General features: G+C 44.0%; 19 protein-coding genes. 4 read left to right on the plus strand and 15 right to left on the minus strand.

Annotated elements, in window-relative coordinates; genetic code table 11:
• Positions 1–9: 9 nt before the first annotated feature.
• From AB5I83_RS20735 to galU, 5 genes are all read right to left on the minus strand, one after another.
• On the minus strand, positions 10–1,035 hold the full coding sequence (locus AB5I83_RS20735) for a cytochrome d ubiquinol oxidase subunit II (protein WP_448978194.1): 1,026 nt from the start codon (positions 1,033–1,035) through the stop codon (positions 10–12).
• Positions 1,032–2,378: a cytochrome ubiquinol oxidase subunit I gene (locus AB5I83_RS20740; protein ID WP_448978196.1), complete on the minus strand. Its 1,347-nt coding sequence runs from the start codon at positions 2,376–2,378 to the stop codon at positions 1,032–1,034. Before AB5I83_RS20740 ends, AB5I83_RS20735 begins: the two co-directional genes overlap by 4 nt.
• Before the next feature lie 281 nt (positions 2,379–2,659).
• Entirely contained in the window at positions 2,660–3,304 is a 645-nt protein-coding gene (locus AB5I83_RS20745) for a phosphatase PAP2 family protein (protein ID WP_448978198.1), read from the minus strand.
• A gap of 209 nt (positions 3,305–3,513) precedes the next feature.
• On the minus strand, positions 3,514–4,839 hold the full coding sequence (locus AB5I83_RS20750; RefSeq protein ID WP_448978307.1) for a UDP-glucose dehydrogenase family protein: 1,326 nt from the start codon (positions 4,837–4,839) through the stop codon (positions 3,514–3,516).
• Between the two features lies 1 nt (position 4,840).
• A complete protein-coding gene (galU, locus tag AB5I83_RS20755) occupies positions 4,841–5,737 on the minus strand; it encodes a UTP--glucose-1-phosphate uridylyltransferase GalU (RefSeq protein ID WP_448978200.1) in 897 nt (298 codons plus the stop codon).
• A gap of 386 nt (positions 5,738–6,123) precedes the next feature.
• Here galU and AB5I83_RS20760 point away from each other — a divergent pair, with 386 nt between their 5' ends.
• Positions 6,124–6,909: a hypothetical protein gene (locus AB5I83_RS20760; RefSeq protein ID WP_448978202.1), complete on the plus strand. Its 786-nt coding sequence runs from the start codon at positions 6,124–6,126 to the stop codon at positions 6,907–6,909.
• 220 nt (positions 6,910–7,129) lie between these two features.
• A complete protein-coding gene (locus tag AB5I83_RS20765) occupies positions 7,130–7,513 on the plus strand; it encodes an SET domain-containing protein (RefSeq protein WP_448978204.1) in 384 nt (127 codons plus the stop codon).
• A gap of 42 nt (positions 7,514–7,555) precedes the next feature.
• Here the strand turns inward: AB5I83_RS20765 and AB5I83_RS20770 are convergent, their stop codons facing one another.
• From AB5I83_RS20770 to kynU, 9 genes are all read right to left on the minus strand, one after another.
• Positions 7,556–9,019 carry a PAS domain-containing sensor histidine kinase gene (locus tag AB5I83_RS20770; RefSeq protein ID WP_448978206.1) on the minus strand — a complete coding sequence of 488 codons (1,464 nt, stop codon included), beginning with the start codon at positions 9,017–9,019 and terminating at the stop codon, positions 7,556–7,558.
• A gap of 136 nt (positions 9,020–9,155) precedes the next feature.
• A complete protein-coding gene (gene hemY, locus AB5I83_RS20775) occupies positions 9,156–10,565 on the minus strand; it encodes a protoporphyrinogen oxidase (RefSeq protein WP_448978208.1) in 1,410 nt (469 codons plus the stop codon).
• A 672-nt stretch (positions 10,566–11,237) separates the two neighbouring features.
• Positions 11,238–12,035, minus strand: a complete 798-nt coding sequence (locus tag AB5I83_RS20780) for an ABC transporter permease subunit (protein WP_448978210.1) — start codon at positions 12,033–12,035, stop codon at positions 11,238–11,240.
• 15 nt (positions 12,036–12,050) lie between these two features.
• Positions 12,051–12,848 (minus strand): ABC transporter permease subunit, encoded by a 798-nt coding sequence (locus AB5I83_RS20785; protein WP_448978212.1) that lies wholly within the window; start codon positions 12,846–12,848, stop codon positions 12,051–12,053.
• Between the two features lie 3 nt (positions 12,849–12,851).
• Positions 12,852–13,736 (minus strand): ATP-binding cassette domain-containing protein, encoded by an 885-nt coding sequence (locus AB5I83_RS20790; RefSeq protein ID WP_448978214.1) that lies wholly within the window; start codon positions 13,734–13,736, stop codon positions 12,852–12,854.
• A gap of 78 nt (positions 13,737–13,814) precedes the next feature.
• Positions 13,815–14,447 (minus strand): TetR/AcrR family transcriptional regulator, encoded by a 633-nt coding sequence (locus tag AB5I83_RS20795; protein WP_448978216.1) that lies wholly within the window; start codon positions 14,445–14,447, stop codon positions 13,815–13,817.
• Between the two features lie 263 nt (positions 14,448–14,710).
• Positions 14,711–15,337: an arylformamidase gene (gene kynB, locus AB5I83_RS20800; RefSeq protein WP_448978218.1), complete on the minus strand. Its 627-nt coding sequence runs from the start codon at positions 15,335–15,337 to the stop codon at positions 14,711–14,713.
• A 224-nt stretch (positions 15,338–15,561) separates the two neighbouring features.
• The gene (kynA, locus tag AB5I83_RS20805) at positions 15,562–16,395 is read right to left on the minus strand and encodes a tryptophan 2,3-dioxygenase (RefSeq protein ID WP_448978220.1); all 834 of its coding nucleotides are present in this window, start codon (positions 16,393–16,395) and stop codon (positions 15,562–15,564) included.
• Positions 16,396–16,409: 14 nt separating this feature from the next.
• Positions 16,410–17,696 carry a kynureninase gene (gene kynU, locus AB5I83_RS20810; protein WP_448978309.1) on the minus strand — a complete coding sequence of 429 codons (1,287 nt, stop codon included), beginning with the start codon at positions 17,694–17,696 and terminating at the stop codon, positions 16,410–16,412.
• A gap of 135 nt (positions 17,697–17,831) precedes the next feature.
• On the opposite strand from kynU, the gene AB5I83_RS20815 reads away from it, so the two are divergent.
• Complete coding sequence (locus AB5I83_RS20815; RefSeq protein ID WP_448978222.1) at positions 17,832–18,038, plus strand: hypothetical protein; 207 nt, start codon at positions 17,832–17,834, stop codon at positions 18,036–18,038.
• A 177-nt stretch (positions 18,039–18,215) separates the two neighbouring features.
• Here AB5I83_RS20815 and AB5I83_RS20820 read toward each other — a convergent pair whose 3' ends face one another.
• Positions 18,216–19,211, minus strand: a complete 996-nt coding sequence (locus AB5I83_RS20820; RefSeq protein ID WP_448978224.1) for a hypothetical protein — start codon at positions 19,209–19,211, stop codon at positions 18,216–18,218.
• A gap of 226 nt (positions 19,212–19,437) precedes the next feature.
• Between AB5I83_RS20820 and AB5I83_RS20825 the strand changes: the two genes are divergently transcribed.
• Positions 19,438–20,562: a CAP domain-containing protein gene (locus AB5I83_RS20825; RefSeq protein WP_448978226.1), complete on the plus strand. Its 1,125-nt coding sequence runs from the start codon at positions 19,438–19,440 to the stop codon at positions 20,560–20,562.
• The last annotated feature ends 365 nt before the right edge of the window (positions 20,563–20,927 follow it).

The following is a 20,927-nucleotide window of genomic DNA, read 5'->3' on the forward strand; positions in this document are numbered from 1 at the left end:
TCCAGCCTCCTATGCATGGTCGTTCCTTTTTCCCTGGACATAATCTTTATTGAATAAAAATAACCTCAACAGCAGGTACAGAGATGGAAGCAGCAGTCCGAGCCCTGCAATGAATGCGATGATGAGCGCAATGGCCATTGCTTCATTTGTAAAGCTGTCGTATATGCTGAGAAACGGATACAACAGATACGGATAATGCGAAATGCCATAGGCAAAAAAAGCAATAAAAAATTGCCCGGTCAATAGTCCGAATGCCACACCATATGCCTTCCGTTTTCCAATCAGGTACACGGTTCCCAAAAACAAGATGAAGGAAATGGCAAACAGCCACCATAGATCAACCAGTCTGCTGTAATGCTCAGGGTTATGTCCTCTAAGTTCCACGATGATGCCAGTTGCCGTCACGATTGCCGGCACTGACCATATCAAAGCATATTTCCTCAGCAGTTCTGTTGCCGGTTCGTCCTGTGCCTTGTTCGCATACCAGGTCAAAAAGACGGCGGATATATATAGAACGGCGGCCAGACTCAAGACAACGATGCTCCAAGTCAAAGGACTGGTGAAGAGTTCCCAGTAGTCCAATTCTATTCCCGATGCAGTCTCCTTTACAAAGCCTCCCTCCGAAATCGTCAGTACGATCGATAGTGAGGCAGGGATGAACAAGCCAGTAAGTCCATATAAGTACGTGTACCTCTTGTTCTTCAATCCACCGTAAGTGGTGAACGCATAATAAGCTCCGCGGATCGCCAGCAAAACAACGCCAATGCTGGCTGGAACAAGAAGGATGGTTCCATAGTAATAAGCCGTTTTAGGAAAGAAGCCGACAATTCCCACGAAGAAAAATACAAGGAATACATTCGTGACTTCCCAGACAGGAGATAAATATCGCTGAATGATTCCTGTCAGGATATGCTGCTTTCCTCTGAACAAGCTATACGCATTGAAAAAACCTGCCCCGAAATCGATGGAAGCGACGATGACATATCCAAAAAGAAATATCCAAAGAACCGATATGCCGATTATTTCAAGTGTCATCGAAACTCACCTTCCTTCTCCAGTTCCCTGTCTTCCAGTTCCTGTTCAACAGTGTTTTTCCGGAACATCCTTGTTAAGACAACTGTGCTGCCGATGGCAAGGATTAAGTATAAACCTGCAAACAGCAGCAGCATCAAATCGACTTGTCCGCTAGTCGTTGCCGCATCCTCAACCTTCATGATTCCGCGAAGGATCCAGGGCTGCCTTCCGACTTCAGCAAACCACCAGCCAAGCTCAATCGCCACGATCGACAACGGTCCGCCAAAGACGATCAGCCAGCGATACCATCTGGTCCGGATAAAACTCCATTTCATCCACACACCCACGACATAAGCAAGCGACAGGGCCATCATCCACATCCCGATCGTCACCATTCCATCAAATAAATAATGGATATACAGTGGAGGGATTTCATCTTCAGGGAATTCATTAAGGCCAATGACCTCAGCATTTGGATTGCTGTGTGCCAAAATACTTAGCGCATAAGGAATTTTAAGCGCATATTTTACTTCGCCGTCATCAAGAACACCATATAGCATCAACGGCGCTCCTTCATGAGTCTCGAAGTGCCACTCCGCTGCTGCCAGCTTTTCCGGCTGGTATTCTGCGAGGTATTTACCTGAGAAATCCCCAATGACCGCAGCAGCAATCGAAAAGATCAAGCCGATTTTCATTGTTAGGAATAACGCTTTTTTATGGTAGATATGATTGGATCCTTTTAAAAGCCTGAATGCGCCAATCGAAGCGAGTACAAAAGCCGAAGTCATATAAGCAGTCGCCAGCACATGGGCAACCTTTGTCGGCATCGCAGGATTGAACATCGCCAGAATCGGATTGATATTGACCAGCTGTCCATTCACCAGGTCAAAGCCTTGCGGTGCATTCATGAATGCATTCACAATTGTGATGAACACCGCTGAAAATGAGGCCCCGACCGCAACAGGGATCAATAGCAGCAAGTGTTTCTTCTGATTTTCAAACCGGTCCCAAGTATAAAGATAAATCCCAAGGAATATCGCTTCAAAGAAAAATGCGAAAGTCTCCATGAACAGTGGAAGAGCAATGACATTGCCTGCCAATTCCATAAAATTAGGCCACAACAATGACAGCTGCAAGCCAATTGCCGTTCCTGTCACAACTCCGACCGCTACAGTGATGACAAAACCGCGCGTCCACCTTCTAGCAAGCAGGATATAATGTTCATCCTGTTTCTTGATTCCAAGCCACTGAGCGATCATGATCATGAGCGGTATTCCCACTCCTATAGTGGCATAAATAATATGGAAGGATAATGTAAGCTCCGTCAAGACACGGCTGAAAAAAACTGATTCTTCATTCCCCATTTTTTTAATACCCCTTTTCTATCCAGCAAAAATTCTTCCGATAAAAGACAGACCCATTATGGCAGCCACTATAAAAGCAAGCCACATAAGCATTTTTTCTTGTTTTTTATACATAAAGTCACCTCGAAAAAGTTTGTTCACTAAATCACATTGCTTCGTAAGCCTCTGCCTTAATCTTTTATACAATAAAAATGTGAGAGAAATATGATATGTATTCCAATTAGGTGTCTTTCATTCCATTCCCATTATCGGGCCTGTTAAAACGGTAAAACAGTATATTGTCAGTACCCCCTTTTCGGTATCTCCAGCCTTTCTATGTATCTTTGGAAAAACCAGATCACTGCTGCGACCCACAGACCGCTGGCAAGAAAGCCGCCGATGATATCACTAGGGTAATGTACACCTAAATAAATCCTGCTTATTCCAATCGCAAAAATCATCAAACTGCTGAAAAGGATGACGACGATTCTCCCCGGTCGAGTGGGGACATGGCGCCAGAGCAGGAAAGCAAGGATACTGTAAAAAGAAAAAGCATTCATTGCATGGCCGCTCGGAAAACTGTATCCGCCTATTTCAATCAGCCGGTGAAAATCTGGTCTGGCACGCAGAAAATACAATTTCAGCAATCTGTTCAGAATCGGTGTTATATACACAACAGCCAGGAATATGAGGATTTCGCCTCTGAGCCTTAAAACAAAAAAAAGGAATAAGAAAATCGGAATGGTCAAGATGATGATCAATCTTGTCGAACCTATATAGGTAAAGAACTTCATCGCTGCAGTCAGCACCCCTGCTTCAAGTCCCTGCACCATATCAATGACAGTCTTGTCGAAATTAACCAAATGATCAGCCTGTACAAGATAAGACATCATAATAAAACATAATAATGAACCAAAAAAGGCGATCAAGAGCAGATTAAGCCTCACAAATTTCCCCTCCGCTTACGTTTCAAATCACCCTTACTATTCCCTGTTCTTCCATTTTAAAAAACACTTTCAAGATTACCTTATTAGCAAGTTAGTAACATTCATAAACCAAAAAGAAGGAATGAATTCAATCATTCCCTCTCAAGAAAAGTGCGAGCATCTTAGTCAGCCTCGACAAGCGCTGGAGCTGGACAACTCTCGATATAAAGTCATATTTTCTTATCTTTTATAATAACCTCCGGCCTGCCGACAGGATAATATTCAATTGGACACCCTATCTTAAGGACGACTTGCTCCAAACAGTTCCTGCCATCAAAGATGATTCGCTGCTTCATGACATCCAATAGGACAGCAACATCAAGCTGTTTGAACTCATCCCATTCTGTCACTATAAACAAAGCATCAGCACCTGTCGCAGCTTCAACTGCAGAGTCAACGTAAGTGATGATGTCACCGATGACCTTCCTTGCATTGCCTGTTGCAACCGGATCATATGCTGTAACCTTTGCACCAGCAGCAGTGATGGCGCGGGCGATCCTGATCGACGGCGCTTCCCTCATATCATCCGTATTCGGTTTGAAGGAGAGGCCGAGCATGGCGATTTTCTTTCCTTTTAATGTACCGAATCGTTTCAAAGCCTTATCAACAAGCAACTTTTGCTGATGGTCATTGATGGCGATTGTCTCTTCTAATAATGAAAAAGGAACTCCTAGCTCCTTGGATGTATGCAGGAGTGCTTTAACATCTTTAGGAAAACAGGACCCGCCATATCCTATTCCGGCGTTTAAAAAGGCTGATCCAATTCGCTTGTCAAAGCCCATTCCCTTCGCTACAGCCTCGACGTCAGCTCCGGCGGCTTCGCAAAGATTAGCGATTGCATTAATAAAACTGATTTTTGTCGCTAAAAATGCATTGGAGGCGTATTTAATCATTTCTGCGCTTCTTACATCCGTCAACAAAAACGGAACGTTCAGCGGCCGATACATCTCCTGGATTTTTTCAGAGGCATCAACATTCTCCGAGCCAATGATAATCCTGTCTGCTTTCAAGGTATCCTCAATGGCTGTTCCCTGCCGGAGGAATTCTGGGTTAGAGACCATCTTGATCTCAACTTTATTTTTCAGCTGACACAATAAGAGTTGTTTCACATATTCATTCGTGCCAACTGGCACAGTGCTTTTAACCACGACTACACAATCCCGGACAATATGTTCAGCAAGATCCTTTGCTGCATGCTCAAGATAGCTCAAGTCCGCCTGCCCATCGTCACTCTGGGGTGTCCCGACAGCAATGATGATGATGTCAGCTTTCCTTAATCCCTGCGAATGATTAGCAGTGAAAGTCAGTCTTCCTTCAGAGACATTTCTCATGAGAAGTTCATCAAGCCCTGGTTCATAAATCGGGGACCTGCCTTGCTTGAGGACATTGATTTTCCTTTCATCCACATCTATGCAAACTACGTCATGCCCAATTTCGGCGAGGCAAACTCCGGTCGACAATCCTACATAACCAGTTCCAAGTACAGCGACCTTCATGTCACTCACACTCGCTCTTCAGGTCCGTCATCATCAGAACCTCTCTCAAATACTCGATGACATCGTCCCGGGTATCTTCCCTTTGCAGTGCGAAATCAATTGTTGCCTTGATGAAACCGATTTTATCCCCGATATCATATCGCTTTCCCTCGAAGTTGTATGCCAATACAGCCTGCCGTCTATTAAGCTCATTAAGCGCATCCGTCAGCTGAATTTCTCCGCCGTGGCCTGAGGGAAGCTGTGCCAAGACGTCAAAAATTTCAGGCCTCAAGACATAGCGTCCCATAATCGCGTAATTGGAAGGAGCCTCCTCCTTTTTCGGCTTTTCTATCAATGAATCGATATAGAATAGGTTCGGTTCCAGGTTCGCTCCCTTTGGCTTTACGATTCCATACTTGCCGACATCGCTATCATCTACGCTCTGTACGGCAATGACGGAGCTATTGCAGTATTCAAATACATTGATAATTTGCTTTAAGCAAGGAATTTCTGACTTTACAATGTCATCGCCAAGCAAAACAGCAAAAGGCTCATTGCCGATAAAACTTTTTGCGCAGAGAATCGCATGCCCAAGGCCGAGCGCCTCCTTTTGCCGGACATAATAGATGTTAGCCAGGTTTGATATATTTTGGACCTCCTCTAAGATCTCAAGCTTATTTCTTCTTAATAACGCGTCTTCCAGTTCATAGGATTTATCAAAATGATCCTCTATCGATCTCTTTCCCCTGCCGATGATGATAATGATTTCCTCAATCCCCGAGGCGACCGCTTCCTCTACAATATATTGGATTGTCGGCTTATCAACGATCGGCAGCATTTCCTTTGGCTGTGCTTTTGTTGCCGGTAAAAATCGTGTCCCCAGCCCTGCTGCCGGGATAATAGCTTTGCGGATTTTCATATGCTGCCTCCCTTTTGAATTCCATAGTCTTGTATATTCAAAAGGCCAAGCTCCCGGCACGTTAAAGGCCCACTATTTCGAAAAAAGACATTAACCTGCGAAGTAATAGCTACTGTCTATTCTTAAAGAGGCCTGTAAACCTTTCATGAACCTTGTAAAAGCAAAATGTGTGTGTAATTAGAGACGGTTGCGGAGGAAGTGAGGGTATTTTTCCCCTTACCAGATGATGGACAAAAGCTGCTGCGTTTCCTTCTTTTCTGTCCGTCATGCCTATGGTGATGGGTATAGACAGTTCACTCTGGTTCATTGTCTTCCATCAACAAAATGGCTGGCGCTTTTTTTCTTTGTCCTGTAAAGGTAAAATAGACTTGAAAGGAAGTGGTCAGATGGCAAACTCGGTTGCAGGCACTAGCCAGTCACATTTAACTCAATATATTCCTCCAAAGGGTATGTACGAAGAATTCGAGGATGATGCTCATTATCTCGAGAAGGTCAAAGAATGGGGTTTGAGCACGAAGAAAGAGTTTTGGTATAAAGACAGATACCAGCATTGTCTGGTTACGATAAAAGGGTATGAAATCTTTGGTGAAACAGCTGAATTCAATACACTTGTGATTGAATTTCCGGATGGCAATTTAACTTGTATCCACCCGGCGTATCTCAAGGAGATGCAATCTTCCAGCTTCGGTAAGGAAATCATTGCTCAAGCTTCCGGGGATGAAAGTGCAGTTGTAGAGGTAACGAAAGAGAAGCCTAAAGCAACAGCTCCTGCGACAACGGAAGTTAAAGCTAAAACTCCTGCAAAAAAGGAAAAAGTCAAAAAAGAAAAGGCTCCTAAATTAGTGCTGCCAGAGGAAAAGGTCCATTTTTCAGCGACGGTGAAGCAGTTTGCGCTTAGCTGGAACCATTTCAATGAGGATAATGACGAAGTAGTCGTTTTCGAGAATGTCAGGATCGAGCAGGAAGAACCTATCGAGGTTGGATTGGCATGGGGCTCACACAGCAAAACGCTGAAAAAGCATGAACTCGAGCCTGGGCATCAGCTTGAATTCGACGGCAAAATCGTCAAAAAGAGCCTTCCAAAAGGCAAGGACGTTGAAGATGAAACTTTGCTTCTTGATGTCTCAGTTGCTTACAAAATCAATAACCCTTCGAAAATTACTAAAAAGTAATAAGGACTGGCCACAAGTAAGCCAGTCTTTTTTTATTAGGCTAAACCTCTTCAATATAATGCAGCAAAAAGACGAAGAAGAAACTCATATTGGTTATGGCCATAAGCGTACTTTTTTAAGCAAACGCCTGGAAATTCATAATAAGTTTGCATTTCTTTTAAAAAACCGTCATGCTTAAGGAGTAAGAAACAACAATGTAATAGAGCGAGCAGGTGAAAAAATGATTCAAGTTAAAACTTCTGAAATTAGCGATGGGGAATTCAATAGAGGAGTATTCGCAACTCGTGATATTGCAAAAGGCGAATTGATTCATGAGGCTCCCGTGCTATCCTATCCGAACGATCAGCATGTTCATATCGAGAAAACGGCGCTGGCGGATTATGCCTTTGAATATGGCATTAATCATTCTGCTATCCTTCTGGGATATGGTATGTTATTCAATCACTCATACGAGCCTAATGCAACGTATGAAATCAATTTCGACAATCACACATTTGATTTCTATGCCTATCGTGATATCAAGGCTGGGGAAGAAATTTTCATTAATTATAATGGGGAAGAAGATAATAACGATCCATTATGGTTCAACAAAGAAGAGGAATAACAACAAAGCGGCTTCCAATTCAGGAAGCCGCTTTTCATTTTCCTATGTCTCCAGACAATCCAGTTCAACTAAAACTGTCGTCCCTTGCCCTTCTTCACTGATGATCCTCATCGTACCGTTATGCTCCTGGATGATTTTATTGCTGACAGTCAAGCCAAGTCCGATGCCTTTATCTTTTGTCGTGTAAAAAGGCGTTCCGAGATATCTAAGGCGATCTGATTCGATGCCTGTTCCCTCATCGGTGATACTCGCAACCACTTTCCCCTTTCCATTCAGCTGAAGGTCAATAATGATTCTTCCTCCCTCAGGCATGGATTCAATGGCATTTTTCAGGAAGTTTAAAAATACCTGTTTTAGCTGGTGTGAATTGCAAGAAAGCATGACCAGCTTTTCGGGATAATTGGTGATGATCTGGACATTATGCAGCAAGGCCTGCGGATGGATGATATTAATCGTACTCTCCAGAATTGACTTCAGGTCTTCTTGTACAAACTTAACAGCCTGGGGCTTTGCCAGTGACATAAACTCATTGACAATTGTGTCGATCCTGTCGAGTTCATTCATGATGATGGCCAGATAATCTGCTTGCTTCTCTTTATCAAGGCATGTTTGCAATAGTTTTGAAAAGCCCTTTAATGAAGTCAAAGGGTTGCGGATTTCATGTGCCACCCCTGCTGCAAGCTGTCCGGTGACCGAAAGCCTGTCCAGGTTCCTGATGGTGGCGTCCTGTTTGACCCGGTCGGTAATATTCCGGCCAACACTGACAAAGGACTCTATCTCTTTTTTCTCATTGTAAATCGGCGAAAAATTATATTCCGTGTAAACCGTATTCTGGTCACAGGTCATGAATTTCTTCCGTAAAATCTGCGGCTCGCCTGTTTCAATAATTTCCTCCAGCTTTTTATCAAGGATAGACTCTTCCGCTTGCGACAAAAATTCACTTAGACTTTTACCGACAATCTGCTCTGGCTTCAGATTGATTACTTTTTCATGTGAAGGTGATGCATACACGATCACTTTATTCTTATCAATCACCTTGATCAGGTCAGTCGTATTCTCGGTGATCAGTTCATACAATTCCCTTGTCCTATTTAGTTCGCGCTCCATGTTCACTATCTGGGTGATGTCACGATAAATCGCAATGATCGCAATTATTTTCCCGCTTTTATTCCGGAAAGGAGAGTAAGAGACCGCAATATCCAGCAGGGACCCGTCTTTATGGAAACGCTGCGTTATCATGTTGGTAAAGGCTTTTCCATTCTGCACTTCTGCAATGATCCCTGGAACAAAATCAGGATTTGAAAACTCATAGAAAGTTCTCCCAATCAAATCTTCTTCTGTATAGCCGAAAATTTCCGTGTACTTATGGTTGATTCTTAAAAATCGATTCTCCATATCGACAATAGCAAATCCATCAGCTGTGCAATCCAAAAATAAACTTAGCAGTTCATTAGGATTATAGATTGTTTCATCATCTGTACCGAATATTGGGAAACTATTACGCATAGAGATCTCTCCAAACTGTTTTATCCTTATACGCCTATTTTACAGAAGGTTTAGATTTTTCAAAAGAAGTATTTCTCTATCTTTCTATTAAAAAGTAAAAAAACCGCTATCTTTTTTTGAAAGATAGCGGCGGAAATTATTCAGAAAGATGGCTGATGACTTTTTCCACTGCTGCCTCTGCCTGATCGATACACCCAGGGATGCCGACTCCTTCAAAAGAACCGCCGGAAAGGTAGACACCCGGGAGCTCATGGCCCAGCTGTTTTTTCACCTGTGCAATCCTTTCAAGGTGGCCGACCGTATATTGCGGCATCGATTTTCTCCATCTTGTGATTACATGGAAAATTGGCTTTGCCGTGATGTTCATCGTCTTATTCAAATCTCTTAATACGAGTTCGACGATTTCATCATCTGACAAATCCACCGCTTCCTGATCATCCGGCTTCCCGACATAGCAACGGAGCAGCGCCATATCTTCCGGTGAGGTACCTGGCCACTTCTTGTGCGTCCAAGTACAGGCTGTGATCCTGAAATCGCTGTTCCTTGAAACGAGGAAACCAGTTCCGTCGATATCTTTCTCAATTGCCGATTTTGGGAATGCCATCGCCACATTTGCCACAGAATTGGATGGCATATTTTTGAAGTCATCCATAAATGCGTATTCGGAAAGCATCTGCTGTGCATGGAAATGATCGGTCGTGATGACAACACTGTCTGCAGCTTCTACACCTCCCGTTTCAAGCTGGACCTGGTAGGTACTGCCTGTCTTTACTACCTTTTTTACAGCCGTCTTCTTTATGACCGTTCCCTCTTCCAGGCGGCTTTCAACCCGGTGGATCAACTCCTCAAGACCTGTTGACAATGAGATGAACATCCCCTTTTTAGAACCAGTTTGTTTGACTGTTTTTGGCGGCTTTGGCATTGATTTATTCAGTCCTATGACGAGACTGCGATGCTGTTGTTCGATATCGTAAAAATTCGGGAACAAGGCCATCAGGCTCAGTTCATCAATATCGCCCGCATATATTCCTGACAATAACGGATCAATCAGATTGTCAACCACCTCATCACCCAGCCGATGACGGAAAAAGGCCCCAAGTGACTGATCTGGTTTCGGTGCTCCTTTTGGTAAAATAAAATCCCCCGCCGCCCGCAATTTCCCCAGCGGCGAAAATAAACCCGATAACGCAAATGGGGTTACCTTTGTGGGAATGCCCATGAAAGATCCTTCAGGCATCGTGTGAAGCTTGCCTCTAGCGTAAATATAGGATTTGCCGGCTGTGTTGGAAATGATTTTATCCTTGAGTCCCACTTCTTCTATCAATCTCGTAGCACTCTTCTTTCTCGCTATGATCGAGTCTGGTCCTCTTTCAATAACAAATCCGTCCCGCTTCTCAGTACTGATGACACCACCGAGACGGTCACTCGCCTCAATCAATTTCACTTTAATCGGCAGTCGCTTTTCCCTGGCTTCCTTTTGCAGGTAAAAGGCTGTCGCCAGCCCCGTAATTCCGCCGCCAACAACAATAACCTTCTTTTCGTCCATTCCGCTCACCTATTCTTTAGTAATGTAATGTGTTTTGATTATCCTATATATGATTTAAGTAGGTATGTGAAGTTTTTAACATATCTAAGTATAGCACCCCTACCGAATACGAAGACGGCTGTTTTCTTACTAAAATGTGAACGAGGAGTTTGAGAAAGTATCGGATGATAGCCAGTTCGGTGAATAATATTGGAGGTTGTGCGGAGTCGGATGCGTATTACAGGTAAATCATGTGGAAGTCACGGAATGAAATGGTTTTTCTTCACTGGATCAAGATTATCATTTCAGTCTATCAATGAAATGTACCCTTATGGAGTGCGTGAACGCTGTATAAGGGTACGTTTTGTTCTTAATCGTACCCTTTTCGTTGCCTGTTTCCTTACATAGGGGTACGTTTACCTCTTAAATATACCCTTATCGTTGCCTGTTGCCTCTCATAAGGGTACGTTTACCTCTTTAAGGTACCCTTTTCGTTGCCTTGTGCCGCACATAAGGGTACGTTTACCTCCTAAATGTACCCTTTTCGTTGCCTGTTGCCTCTCAAAAGGGTATGTTTACCTCTTAAATGTACCCTTATCGTTGCTTGTTGCCTCTCATAAGGGTATGTTTACCTCCTAAATGTATCCTTATCGTTGCCTGGTGCCTTACATAAGGGTACATTTACCCCAAGTATCATATATTCATATCTTTTTTACGATAAAAGACAAAGGTAACGATTGTGAGCCCGGCTAGCAGCAAGAATGACAACCCAAGATACAGTGGATCGAATCCGCCTTCATCCAAAACCAGCTTCGCGTCATAATACTTGAATGGAGTCAGGAATTTTAAACCTTCCAGCTTTTCACTCAGGTCGACTGCGACTGAGAGAATGAAAAGGAGGAGCAGGATTCCTGTGGCCAGGGATGTTGCTTTTTTCGCGTTCTTCAAAACAGCGGCAATTGCCGTTCCGATGACAAGGAAGATCAATTGAAGGATGAACATCCCAACCATCAGCAGGATGATGTCCCCTATTATGTCCTCCCCTCCTGCATATTTCTGGACCATGCCGACGGAGGAAGCGAAGGTGACAAGGTTAAAAATAATAATATTCACCAGGGCAGCCAATAGTTTAGATGTAATTATCTTCGTTCTCGAAAGCGGTTTGACCAGCAGGAACTCCACCGTTTTGTCTCTCTCTTCCTTGGCGAGGATGTTCGATCCGAGCATTGCTGCATGGATGGCTCCCATCACGGCAAGGTACAAAAACAAGACTCCGAAATAACCGATTGCTGTCGACAAATCCAGCGATCCTGTTCCCATGATGGCTTGAAGTGATTTAGGCATATCGGCCATCAGTGCGTTCATCGATTGCCCGGTTCCCTCGAGGCTCGAGTATTTTGCCATCCCCGACGCGACCATGAAGACCACCCCAATGCACCAGATGATCAGCGATTTTCTGTTTGCTTTCATTTCTCTTTTAAAAAGATTCACGATTTTCCCTCCTCCCTATACGGAATGGACATCCTTTTTTGCGTACAAATAGTAGCTGGCAATCAACGCTGCCACGATAACCAGCGCCCCAGTCACAAGAAAAGAAGCTTCATAGCTAGCATGTTCCGTGATATATGTCGAGTCAAAATAATTGAAGGGCGTCAAATAACGCAATGCTTCATCTTCCGTTGTCGAACTGATCATCCCAAGCATGAAAAATCCGAACACAGTACCAAGCGAAACCGCAATCACCGATTTAATCCTTGGAAAAATCACGGAGATCACGATTCCTAGCGCCATGAATATAAGCTGAAGGAAGAACAGGGAAGCCGCAATCAGGAATAAGGATTCTTTGTTAAAATCGTCCCCAGCCACGATGGTGGCCATCACAAATGTAGCTGTGATAAAAACGAAATTGGTCAACACAATGGAAACCAGCGCAGCCATCAGCTTCGAAGTAACAACCTGCGCTCTCGTCACCGGCTTTGTCAGCAGGAAGTCGGCTGTCTTCTCTCGTGTTTCCTTGGATAAAATCGAGGTGCCCAGGTTCATCGCCTGGATTGCGCCCGCAAGCTTCAGGTACAGAAAAGCGTATGAAAAAAAGCCAATCAATGTCGCAATGCTATCCACTGATAGACCAATCGCTTTCCGCAACTCTACTGGGAAACCTTCCAGCAGCTTTTTGAACTCTTCGGCATCCTTTGAAAAAGAAGGATACATAGATAAAAACAACACCACCAGCGCCACCAATGACAGAGTCCATATCATCGTTGACTTCCGGTACGCCTTAAGCTCATGAAGGAACATATTCATGACCTATTCCTCCTTTTCATAATAATGCATGAAGATTTCTTCCAGATCCGGCTCCTCCACCCAGAGGTTCGTTACGTCAATTTCAGCGATTTTTTTCATGATCAAGTTGAGATTCCCTCTGAACAAAAAGCTGATCGTGTTGCCATCCTGCTCTATTTGGTTCACGCCTTCGATATCAAAAAGGCTCTTATCGATGATTGAATGAGATTCGATTTTGAATTTCTTGTACGTGTTTTCTTTTAGCGTGCTGATTTTCTCGACCGTGACAATCCGGCCGTCCTTGATGATGGCCACCCTGTCACACAGCCTTTGCACCTCGCTGAGGATATGGGAAGAAAACAGAATGGTCGCGCCTTTCTTATTTTCTTTTTCCAGAAGATCAAAAAACTTCTGCTGCATAAGCGGATCCAGGCCGCTTGTCGGCTCATCGAGGATGATCAGCTTTGGTTCATGCAGCAGTCCCTGGACGATCCCCACCTTCTTCTTGTTCCCAAGTGAAAGGTCATCGATTTTCTTGGTCAAGTCCAGTTCCATGATGTCTGCAAGCTCTTTGATCCGTTTGGTGCAATCCTTTTTGTAAAAGCTTGCTGAATACTTAAGCAGGTCCATGACCTTCATATTGTCATAGTAAAAAACTTCCGACGGCAGATAGCCGATATCCTTTTTAATTTCCGGCGCAGCGGTGATGATGTCTTTACCGAAAATCGTCGCACTGCCGCTTGTCGGATAGATCAGCGACAACAGCGTCCTGATCGTCGTCGATTTCCCCGCACCATTCGGCCCTATGAAGCCGAAAATTTCTCCCTCTTCTACATTGAAGCTGACATTCTCAATTCCCCTGGCCTTGCCGTACATTTTCGTCAGATTTTTAATCTCAATCACGTTCATGCCAGACCCTCCCAGATTCTTTTCTATTTATCTTTTCATTCGATTCCACTTAGCCAAGCTAATAAATATCGATGTACATTAGACACTCTTGTAAAAAGCCTTCTTCATCATATCGATATACACTTCCGCTTCCTTGAAGGCTTCATCGAAGTCGTGATGCCCTTTGTTCAGTTTTTTGGCTTTTTCCAGCTCCTGGTTACTGAATCCCTGGAGTGTCCACATGATGATGTTGATCGCTCTTTGGATGTCAACTCCGTCCCTGAACATCGTCATGTTGATATTCTCGAACAACCGGCTGTAGCTAGCCTGGATGAGTTCAGTTTTTGTGTTATTCAATATTTCCTTTACTTCTTCCGCGGAATCCATTGATGCTGCCACAATAAAGTCGAATACTTCCGGATGTTTCACCATCAGTTTGTTTTTCAGGATCATCAGTGTTTTCATCCGTTCGAAAATGTCCCGTTCGCTCAGGTCCAATTCATTAAAGAACTCTTGTACCATCACATCGGCAAAGTGGTTATAAAGGTATAGATAGAGTTCTTTCTTGTTTTTAAAATAATGGAAAAGCAGTCCTTTTGAAATTCCTGCTGACTTAACGATTTCATTCGTGGAGGCATTTTCATAGCCTTTTTGGGCAAACTCCTTGAGAGCAGCGTTCAGGATTCGTTCTTGTTTTTCAGGATTGATACTTGAAAATTTTGACGTCATCATGCCCTCCTTAAAGGTTATTGACCAGGTTGGTCAACACCATTATATTCCTTATTGACCAACCTGGTCAATAACAATCATGGCAAAATTTTCGACAAAAAAAAGAAAAGCGCAAGCGCCTTGGTCAGCCCCGACAAGCGTTAGAGGAAGCTATTTCATGGATGAAAACTGGCTAGGCGCTGGAGCTAGACACTAATCTAAGTGGAAATATTTATACTTTCCAATAAAAAAAGAGGCTGCCCTAAGGAAACCTCTTTCGTGTACTTTTATATAATTTTCCGGATCACGGCTCTGACAGGACTTCCGTCAGCCTGTTCCAGCGGCAGCGGCAGGGCGGCAAGCTCGTATTCTCCCGGCTCGATTTTATTCAGTACCAGTCCTTCAAGAATATGAATGCCACGGCTGTTCAATTCATGATGCGCGGGCAGTTCCTTGCTGTCCAGAGGATCGACCGATGGCAAATCCAATCCGAGCAGCTGAACTCCCTTTTCGGCTAGATAAGCTGCCAATGCCGGTTCGATGTGCGGAATGTGTTCTGGAAAAGCTGTTTTATCCGTCCATGAGTCGGTACGGATCAGCAGGCGCTTGACTCCCTGCAACTCAATGCCTTCCAGCTCCTTAACTCCAATACTCGCTGGCTCTGGGACATGAATGACCAGCGAAGGACCTATGTAAAGATTGAAGTCAAGGTCAATGACCTTTTGGCCATCGCTCTCGAAATGAAAAGGGGCATCAATATGTGTTCCCGTATGAGTGCTCATTGTCACCTGCCCAACATTCACCGAACCGCTCTCTTCCATGCCCCAGCTCACTTTATATTCAAACGGCGTGTCGCCAGGCCATACAGGAATTTTATCATTTAAAACCTGTGAAATATCCATCCAGTTTCCCATACAGTTTCCTTCTTTCTTGTTATAGATCCGTTCTCTCACACCATAGCTCCAAGAATTTCCTGCTTCTCAGGTTACAACTTCGTCTTAAGCTCTCGAGCTCACAGAATTCCCACTACTTTTCTGGTTACAAATTTGCCTCAAGCTCCAAGTTTACAGGATTCCCCACTTTTCTGGCTACAACTTCACCTTAAGCTCCGAGCTCACAGAATTCCCCTTCTCTCATATTATAGCTTGGTCCTCAAACTCCATAGTTCAGGGAAGAATCGGTGATCGACGACCTTTTTCAAATAGGATACTCCTGCAGAACCGCCTGTGCCCATCTTATGCCCGATGATTCGTTCAACGGTGCTCATATGGTTGAAGCGCCAGAGCTGCTGCTTGCTGCCGATATCAACAAGTTTTTCCGCAAGTTCATAAAGGTCCCAATACTTGTCGACATTGCGATAGACAGCCAGCCACGCTTCCTCGACGCTGGCATTTGGTTCGTACGGCTCCGACCAGTCACGGTTAAGCGCGGCATCATCAACCGGAAGCCCGCGCATCGACAGTGCTTGAATGGCAGCATCATAAATCGAGCGTTCATGCAATGCCCCATCCATCGTTTTAAAAAGCTCAGCATCGTGCTTGTACACGGATAGCACATGTGCCTGTTTTTGCCCTAAGGCGAATTCAATCAGGCGATTTTGATAAGACTGGAATCCGGAGGAATGGCCGAGCTTGTCACGGAACTCCATATACTCTGCGGGAGTAAGCGTCGACAGCACGCTCCATGACTGAATCAGCTGCTCCTGAATCCTCGACACCCTCGACAGCATCTTGAAAGACGGTTCCAGATCATTTTTACGGATGCAGTCAATTGCCGCATTCACTTCATGTAAAATCAGTTTCATCCACAGCTCGCTTGCCTGATGAATGATGATGAACAGCATTTCATCGTGATGGTCAGAGAGCCGCTGCTGACTGGACAGGATTTTATCCAATTGCAGATAGCTTCCATAAGACAGTTCTTTTGAAAAATCGGTATGGATTTCGTGTTCCGTTTTCTGTTCTTCTCTCATTGCCATGCTCCCCCTTATGCTACAACTCCGCGTTCATTGCTGAACTTCTCATATGATTTATTGACCATGATTTCTTTCAAAACCTGTACCGCATTCCACACATCTGTGTAGGAAGTGTAAAGTGCCACAGGTGCTAAGCGGACAATGTTTGGAGCTCGGAAATCGGGAATGATTCCTTTTTCCTTCAAAGCCTTGCAGATTCTCGCTGCTTCTTTATGCTCCAGGCTCACATGGCCCCCGCGCCTGAAATCCTCTGTTGGACTGCCAATTTTAAAGCCGGCATCGCCAAGATCATGCTGAATCAAATCCATTAGATATTGATTGATTCTCAATGATTTTTCGCGGATATTCTGGATGCCAGCCTCGGCGAACATTTCCAGTGACCCGAGCAATGGTGCCAGGCTCAGTACATGTGGCGTCCCAATCTGGTAGGCGCCTGCATTCTCAGCAGGTGTCAGGATATGCTCCATATCAAACTGTTTGTCTTTTCGCGAACCGAACCAGCCGGCAAGACCCGGCTTGGAACCGAAATGCTTCGAATTGACATAAAGTCCTGCGACCGCTCCCGGTCCGCCATTCAGATGCTTGTAATTGCACCAGTAAGCAAAGTCCACTCCCCAGTCAGAGAAAGAATGCGGAATTGCGCCTATTGAATGGCAGCCATCGAACCCGATCAGGATCCCACGTTCGTGGGCCGCTCTTGTCAACCGCTCCATATCAAGGATTTGCCCGCTGCGGTACAACACGGTCGGCAGTACGACAAGCGCCACTTCATCTGTCATCGCCTCGATGATATCATCCTCATCCAAGTATCTTCCATCCCTGCTTTTTACCCTGATCAGATGCGAGTCAGGGTCATAGCCATGAATCCTCAGCTGGCTCTGCAAAGCGTAAATATCAGAAGGGAAGTTCAATTCATCTGCGAGGATTTTTGTCCTCTTTCCCTCCGGCTTGTAAAAAGTAGCTACTAGCTGATGCAGATTGACCGTTGTGGATCCGCTTACAATTACTTCTTCTGGTGAAGCACCAACGAGCGGAGCAGTCAATTCTCCTAGTTTTTCAGATAAATAGAACCAAGGATGATTGCCGTCCATCCAGCCATCAATCCCGAGCTCACGCCAGTCAGCCAATGATTCTAGTAAAGTTTGCTCAGCCCGCTTTGAAAGAAGACCAAGCGAGTTCCCATCAAGATAAATAGACTCCGGCTTCAGGTAAAACTCCTCCCGAAAACACGAGAGTACATCACCGCTATCAAGCTGTGCAGCAAATTCCGCACCAGGTTCAAACGAATAAGACTTCATCATCATCTCTCCCATCCCATTTGCAACTAGAGAAATCGTAACAAGAACAGAAGCAAGCGTCAACAAATGGTCTGATAATTCTATGAAAAGCGGAAGCGCCTTGGGCAGGCCCGACAAGCGCTGGAGGACCGACCAGTGAAGTCGTTCTTTGACTTCATTGGGCGGACCGAACACGAAAAGTATAGCCGACTGTCCAGAAACGCAGAAACTGGAGACTCCGACAAAGAAGCGCTTTTTGCTTCTGCCGGCGGAGTTGAAGTTTCGGAGTTTCTAGGAGGCAACACTGGACAATTCGAAAAGCGGAGGCGACTGCCCAACTCCGACAAGCGTTGGAGGGCCTGACAGTGAAGTCGCTCTTTGACTTCAATGGCAGGACCGAAACGTCTCGAGGAGTTAGGAGCCGCAGCTAGACATGCGACTCGAGGGACTAGGCGCTGCAGCTGGACATTTCTCAAAGTAAAAAATCCCATGGTTATATCTAAGAAAAACAGCCCCATGTTCTGAGGCTGTTTACAGATTTTAAGCAAATCGATAATAGATCAACACAAATGCTGATAACACAAAGATGAAGTTCAAGAAGATGAATACGAATTGATCCACCTTTGTCTTATGCAATTTGATTGGCGGATTGTAGAAGGATACGCCTTCGATGATGAAAATGATTAGCACGATATGAATCATGAAATGGCCGATGACTTCGGTGAAGCCGAATAGCATGGTCGTCAGGATAAAGATGGTGGTGACTACAAAACCGAGCACCCTGTTCAGGATTCCCACAACAAGCAAATAGCCGACAACAAATTCTACAAAAGCGGCCATTACAATGAAGGCTGCTGGTTCGAATCCGAAAGTAGGCACTTGGTGGTTCGCGACGATATCAAGCGACATTGTTGGGTACACCCATTTTTCAACAGCGACCCAGCAAAGGGAGAGCCCTGTGCCTAAATACAAAAACGGGAAACCTACTTTTTCCAGCTTTGTTTTGCCAACAAGCAGCACCCCAATGATCGCTACATAAAATCCGTAATCCAGCATATAGAAGACGCCATGATTAACAGTGACCATGATGAATAAAATGAGTAAGAGTGATGCTCCGAACTTTGTTGCGAAATGATGAGGCACTAGTAGCAGGCCGATTGCCACCCATGCTAAAACCGTCATTAACGTGCTTTCAATATGGAATTCAGGTGCGAACAGAGTGCCATTGGTGACCTGGATGATCAATGCCGCCGCTGTCCCGTATTTTAATAAATATCTTGAATATTTCCTGAAACCTGAAAGGAAATCATCCCACTTTTTGATTAAAGGCCATTGGGCCATTTTAGGAATGACCAAAGTCAAAGAAGCAAGAACGACTGCTGCCAGTAAGGCCAGTCCCATGAATAATGGGGACAAAATATTTTCAATGGTTTCTTTCTTTGGTGCCACCTCAGTGAACCATTTTACGTGAGCATTTGTATAAAAAGGTGTTAGAATGAATCCTAACCCGATGATGATTTGTAACAGTTTTTTCATGAGTAAAACCTCCTGTGGCAATGTAAACACTATCGATATAGTAATAATACAATCTGATCTCAAGATATGATCAGCAGAGTTATGAACTTTTTGTGAAATAATTCACAATTACTCGCATCATGCAGTTTGCTAATTAGGTTTTACATTTCCCGTCGACGCTATGCTTTTTATTATCTTTTAATGGGTATATTGGGGATATGGAATAAAAGGATGGTGACCACCAGCTTTGAGACAACTATTTTCACTTTTGATTATTGGAGCTTTGGCTTATTTTTCATGGCCATACCTTACAGAAAATAAAGACTTTCAAAATATAAAAAACGAAATAGTGAATGTAAAAGAGAATCCAGAACTTGCGTCTGCGCTGGAGAAGTTCAATAACGGCATCAATCAGCTCCTATGGCAGGTCAATGAGAAAAAAGAAGAATTGACACAGAATGAAAACCTTTTGCCAGAGGTAGCAAAACCTGAACTGGAAACACCTTCTGAAAAGACATTCACAATCCATAATGTTGCCATTGGCGCTCAGAAGGGTGAAGTGGAAAAACAGCTTGGCGCCGCGAAACGTGTGTCCGTGAATGAATACGGAACAGAGTGGCATGCCTATCATGAGAATTTCCAGAACTTTATCATGATTTCCTATGGTAAAGATGGTTCAGTGAATGCGATGTATTCAAACCAGGATTTGATTGCCGCCAAAAACGGTATTAAATATGGGGTACCAAAAGAAACTGTCCGTCAGACACTTGGCGAACCACTTGGCGAGATCAGAAAAGGGCTTGTCTATTACCAGTTCCAGAAAGACCAGGACTATGACGTATATAATTTAGACGACAGCTATGTGACAGTTTTTTATGATAAACACAGAAATAATACTGTTACGGCAATCCAGATTGTCAGCGTAAAATTGGAGCAGAGCAAGGCAGGTTTTTATACCGAAGCTAGTGAGGCTTTGAAAGAAGGATTTGAATATCAGCTATTTGATTTGACTAATGCATCGAGGGTAGTTCATGGGTTAGGCATCCTTACCTGGGATGATCAGGTGAGGGTAACTGCCCGCAAACACAGTGCCGATATGGCTGAAAACTCCTATTTTAGCCACACCAATCCTGAAGGTCAGTCGCCTTTTGACAGGATGGCTGAAGACGATATTGCGTTCTCCGTTGCCGGGGAAAATCTCGCTTATGGTCAATTCAGCAGCATTTTTGCGCATGAAGGTTTGATGAACTCACTCGGCCATCGCGAAAATATCCTGAAAGCAGACTTCAAACTGCTAGGCGTCGGTGTAGCATTCGGCCCGAAGCATGAACCATATTTTACGGAGAATTTTTATTCAAAACGGAAGTTCTAAACCGAGTCCATTGGCTCGGTTTCTTTTTTGTTGCTGGAAAAAACCGCGGTGAATTTCCAATTCGCTATATTAAATGAAAAGTCGCTATATAAAATTAAAACTCGCTATATTAATTAAAAAGTCGCTATATAAAATTAAAACTCGCTATATTAATTAAAAAGTCGCTATATAAAAAATAAACGCACTATAAAAAATGGAGTTGGATATAAAAATAGCAAATTTCCCGGTAAAAAAACTATGGTTTCGCTATAATTTCGTGACGATGCTTTAAATACGGCATGATCAAGACTGTTTTTCTTAGCAAAGTTTTATTATCGAATCATTTTACTGGCGAAGTTCACAACTTTATTGGCGATTTTCTATTT

The sequence above is a fragment of the Mesobacillus sp. LC4 genome (assembly GCF_053543455.1).

What these genes read in the sequence shown, in the direction of transcription:
- AB5I83_RS20735 (WP_448978194.1), bottom strand. Translation starts at nt 1,035, where the DNA reads ATGACACTTGAAATAATCGGCATATCGGTTCTTTGGATATTTCTTTTT.
- AB5I83_RS20740 (WP_448978196.1), bottom strand. Translation starts at nt 2,378, where the DNA reads ATGGGGAATGAAGAATCAGTTTTTTTCAGCCGTGTCTTGACGGAGCTT.
- AB5I83_RS20750 (WP_448978307.1), bottom strand. Translation starts at nt 4,839, where the DNA reads ATGAAGGTCGCTGTACTTGGAACTGGTTATGTAGGATTGTCGACCGGA.
- galU (WP_448978200.1), bottom strand. Translation starts at nt 5,737, where the DNA reads ATGAAAATCCGCAAAGCTATTATCCCGGCAGCAGGGCTGGGGACACGA.
- AB5I83_RS20760 (WP_448978202.1), top strand. Translation starts at nt 6,124, where the DNA reads ATGGCAAACTCGGTTGCAGGCACTAGCCAGTCACATTTAACTCAATAT.
- AB5I83_RS20765 (WP_448978204.1), top strand. Translation starts at nt 7,130, where the DNA reads ATGATTCAAGTTAAAACTTCTGAAATTAGCGATGGGGAATTCAATAGA.
- AB5I83_RS20770 (WP_448978206.1), bottom strand. Translation starts at nt 9,019, where the DNA reads ATGCGTAATAGTTTCCCAATATTCGGTACAGATGATGAAACAATCTAT.
- hemY (WP_448978208.1), bottom strand. Translation starts at nt 10,565, where the DNA reads ATGGACGAAAAGAAGGTTATTGTTGTTGGCGGCGGAATTACGGGGCTG.
- AB5I83_RS20785 (WP_448978212.1), bottom strand. Translation starts at nt 12,848, where the DNA reads ATGAATATGTTCCTTCATGAGCTTAAGGCGTACCGGAAGTCAACGATG.
- AB5I83_RS20790 (WP_448978214.1), bottom strand. Translation starts at nt 13,736, where the DNA reads ATGAACGTGATTGAGATTAAAAATCTGACGAAAATGTACGGCAAGGCC.
- AB5I83_RS20795 (WP_448978216.1), bottom strand. Translation starts at nt 14,447, where the DNA reads ATGATGACGTCAAAATTTTCAAGTATCAATCCTGAAAAACAAGAACGA.
- kynB (WP_448978218.1), bottom strand. Translation starts at nt 15,337, where the DNA reads ATGGGAAACTGGATGGATATTTCACAGGTTTTAAATGATAAAATTCCT.
- kynA (WP_448978220.1), bottom strand. Translation starts at nt 16,395, where the DNA reads ATGAGAGAAGAACAGAAAACGGAACACGAAATCCATACCGATTTTTCA.
- kynU (WP_448978309.1), bottom strand. Translation starts at nt 17,696, where the DNA reads ATGAAGTCTTATTCGTTTGAACCTGGTGCGGAATTTGCTGCACAGCTT.
- AB5I83_RS20820 (WP_448978224.1), bottom strand. Translation starts at nt 19,211, where the DNA reads ATGAAAAAACTGTTACAAATCATCATCGGGTTAGGATTCATTCTAACA.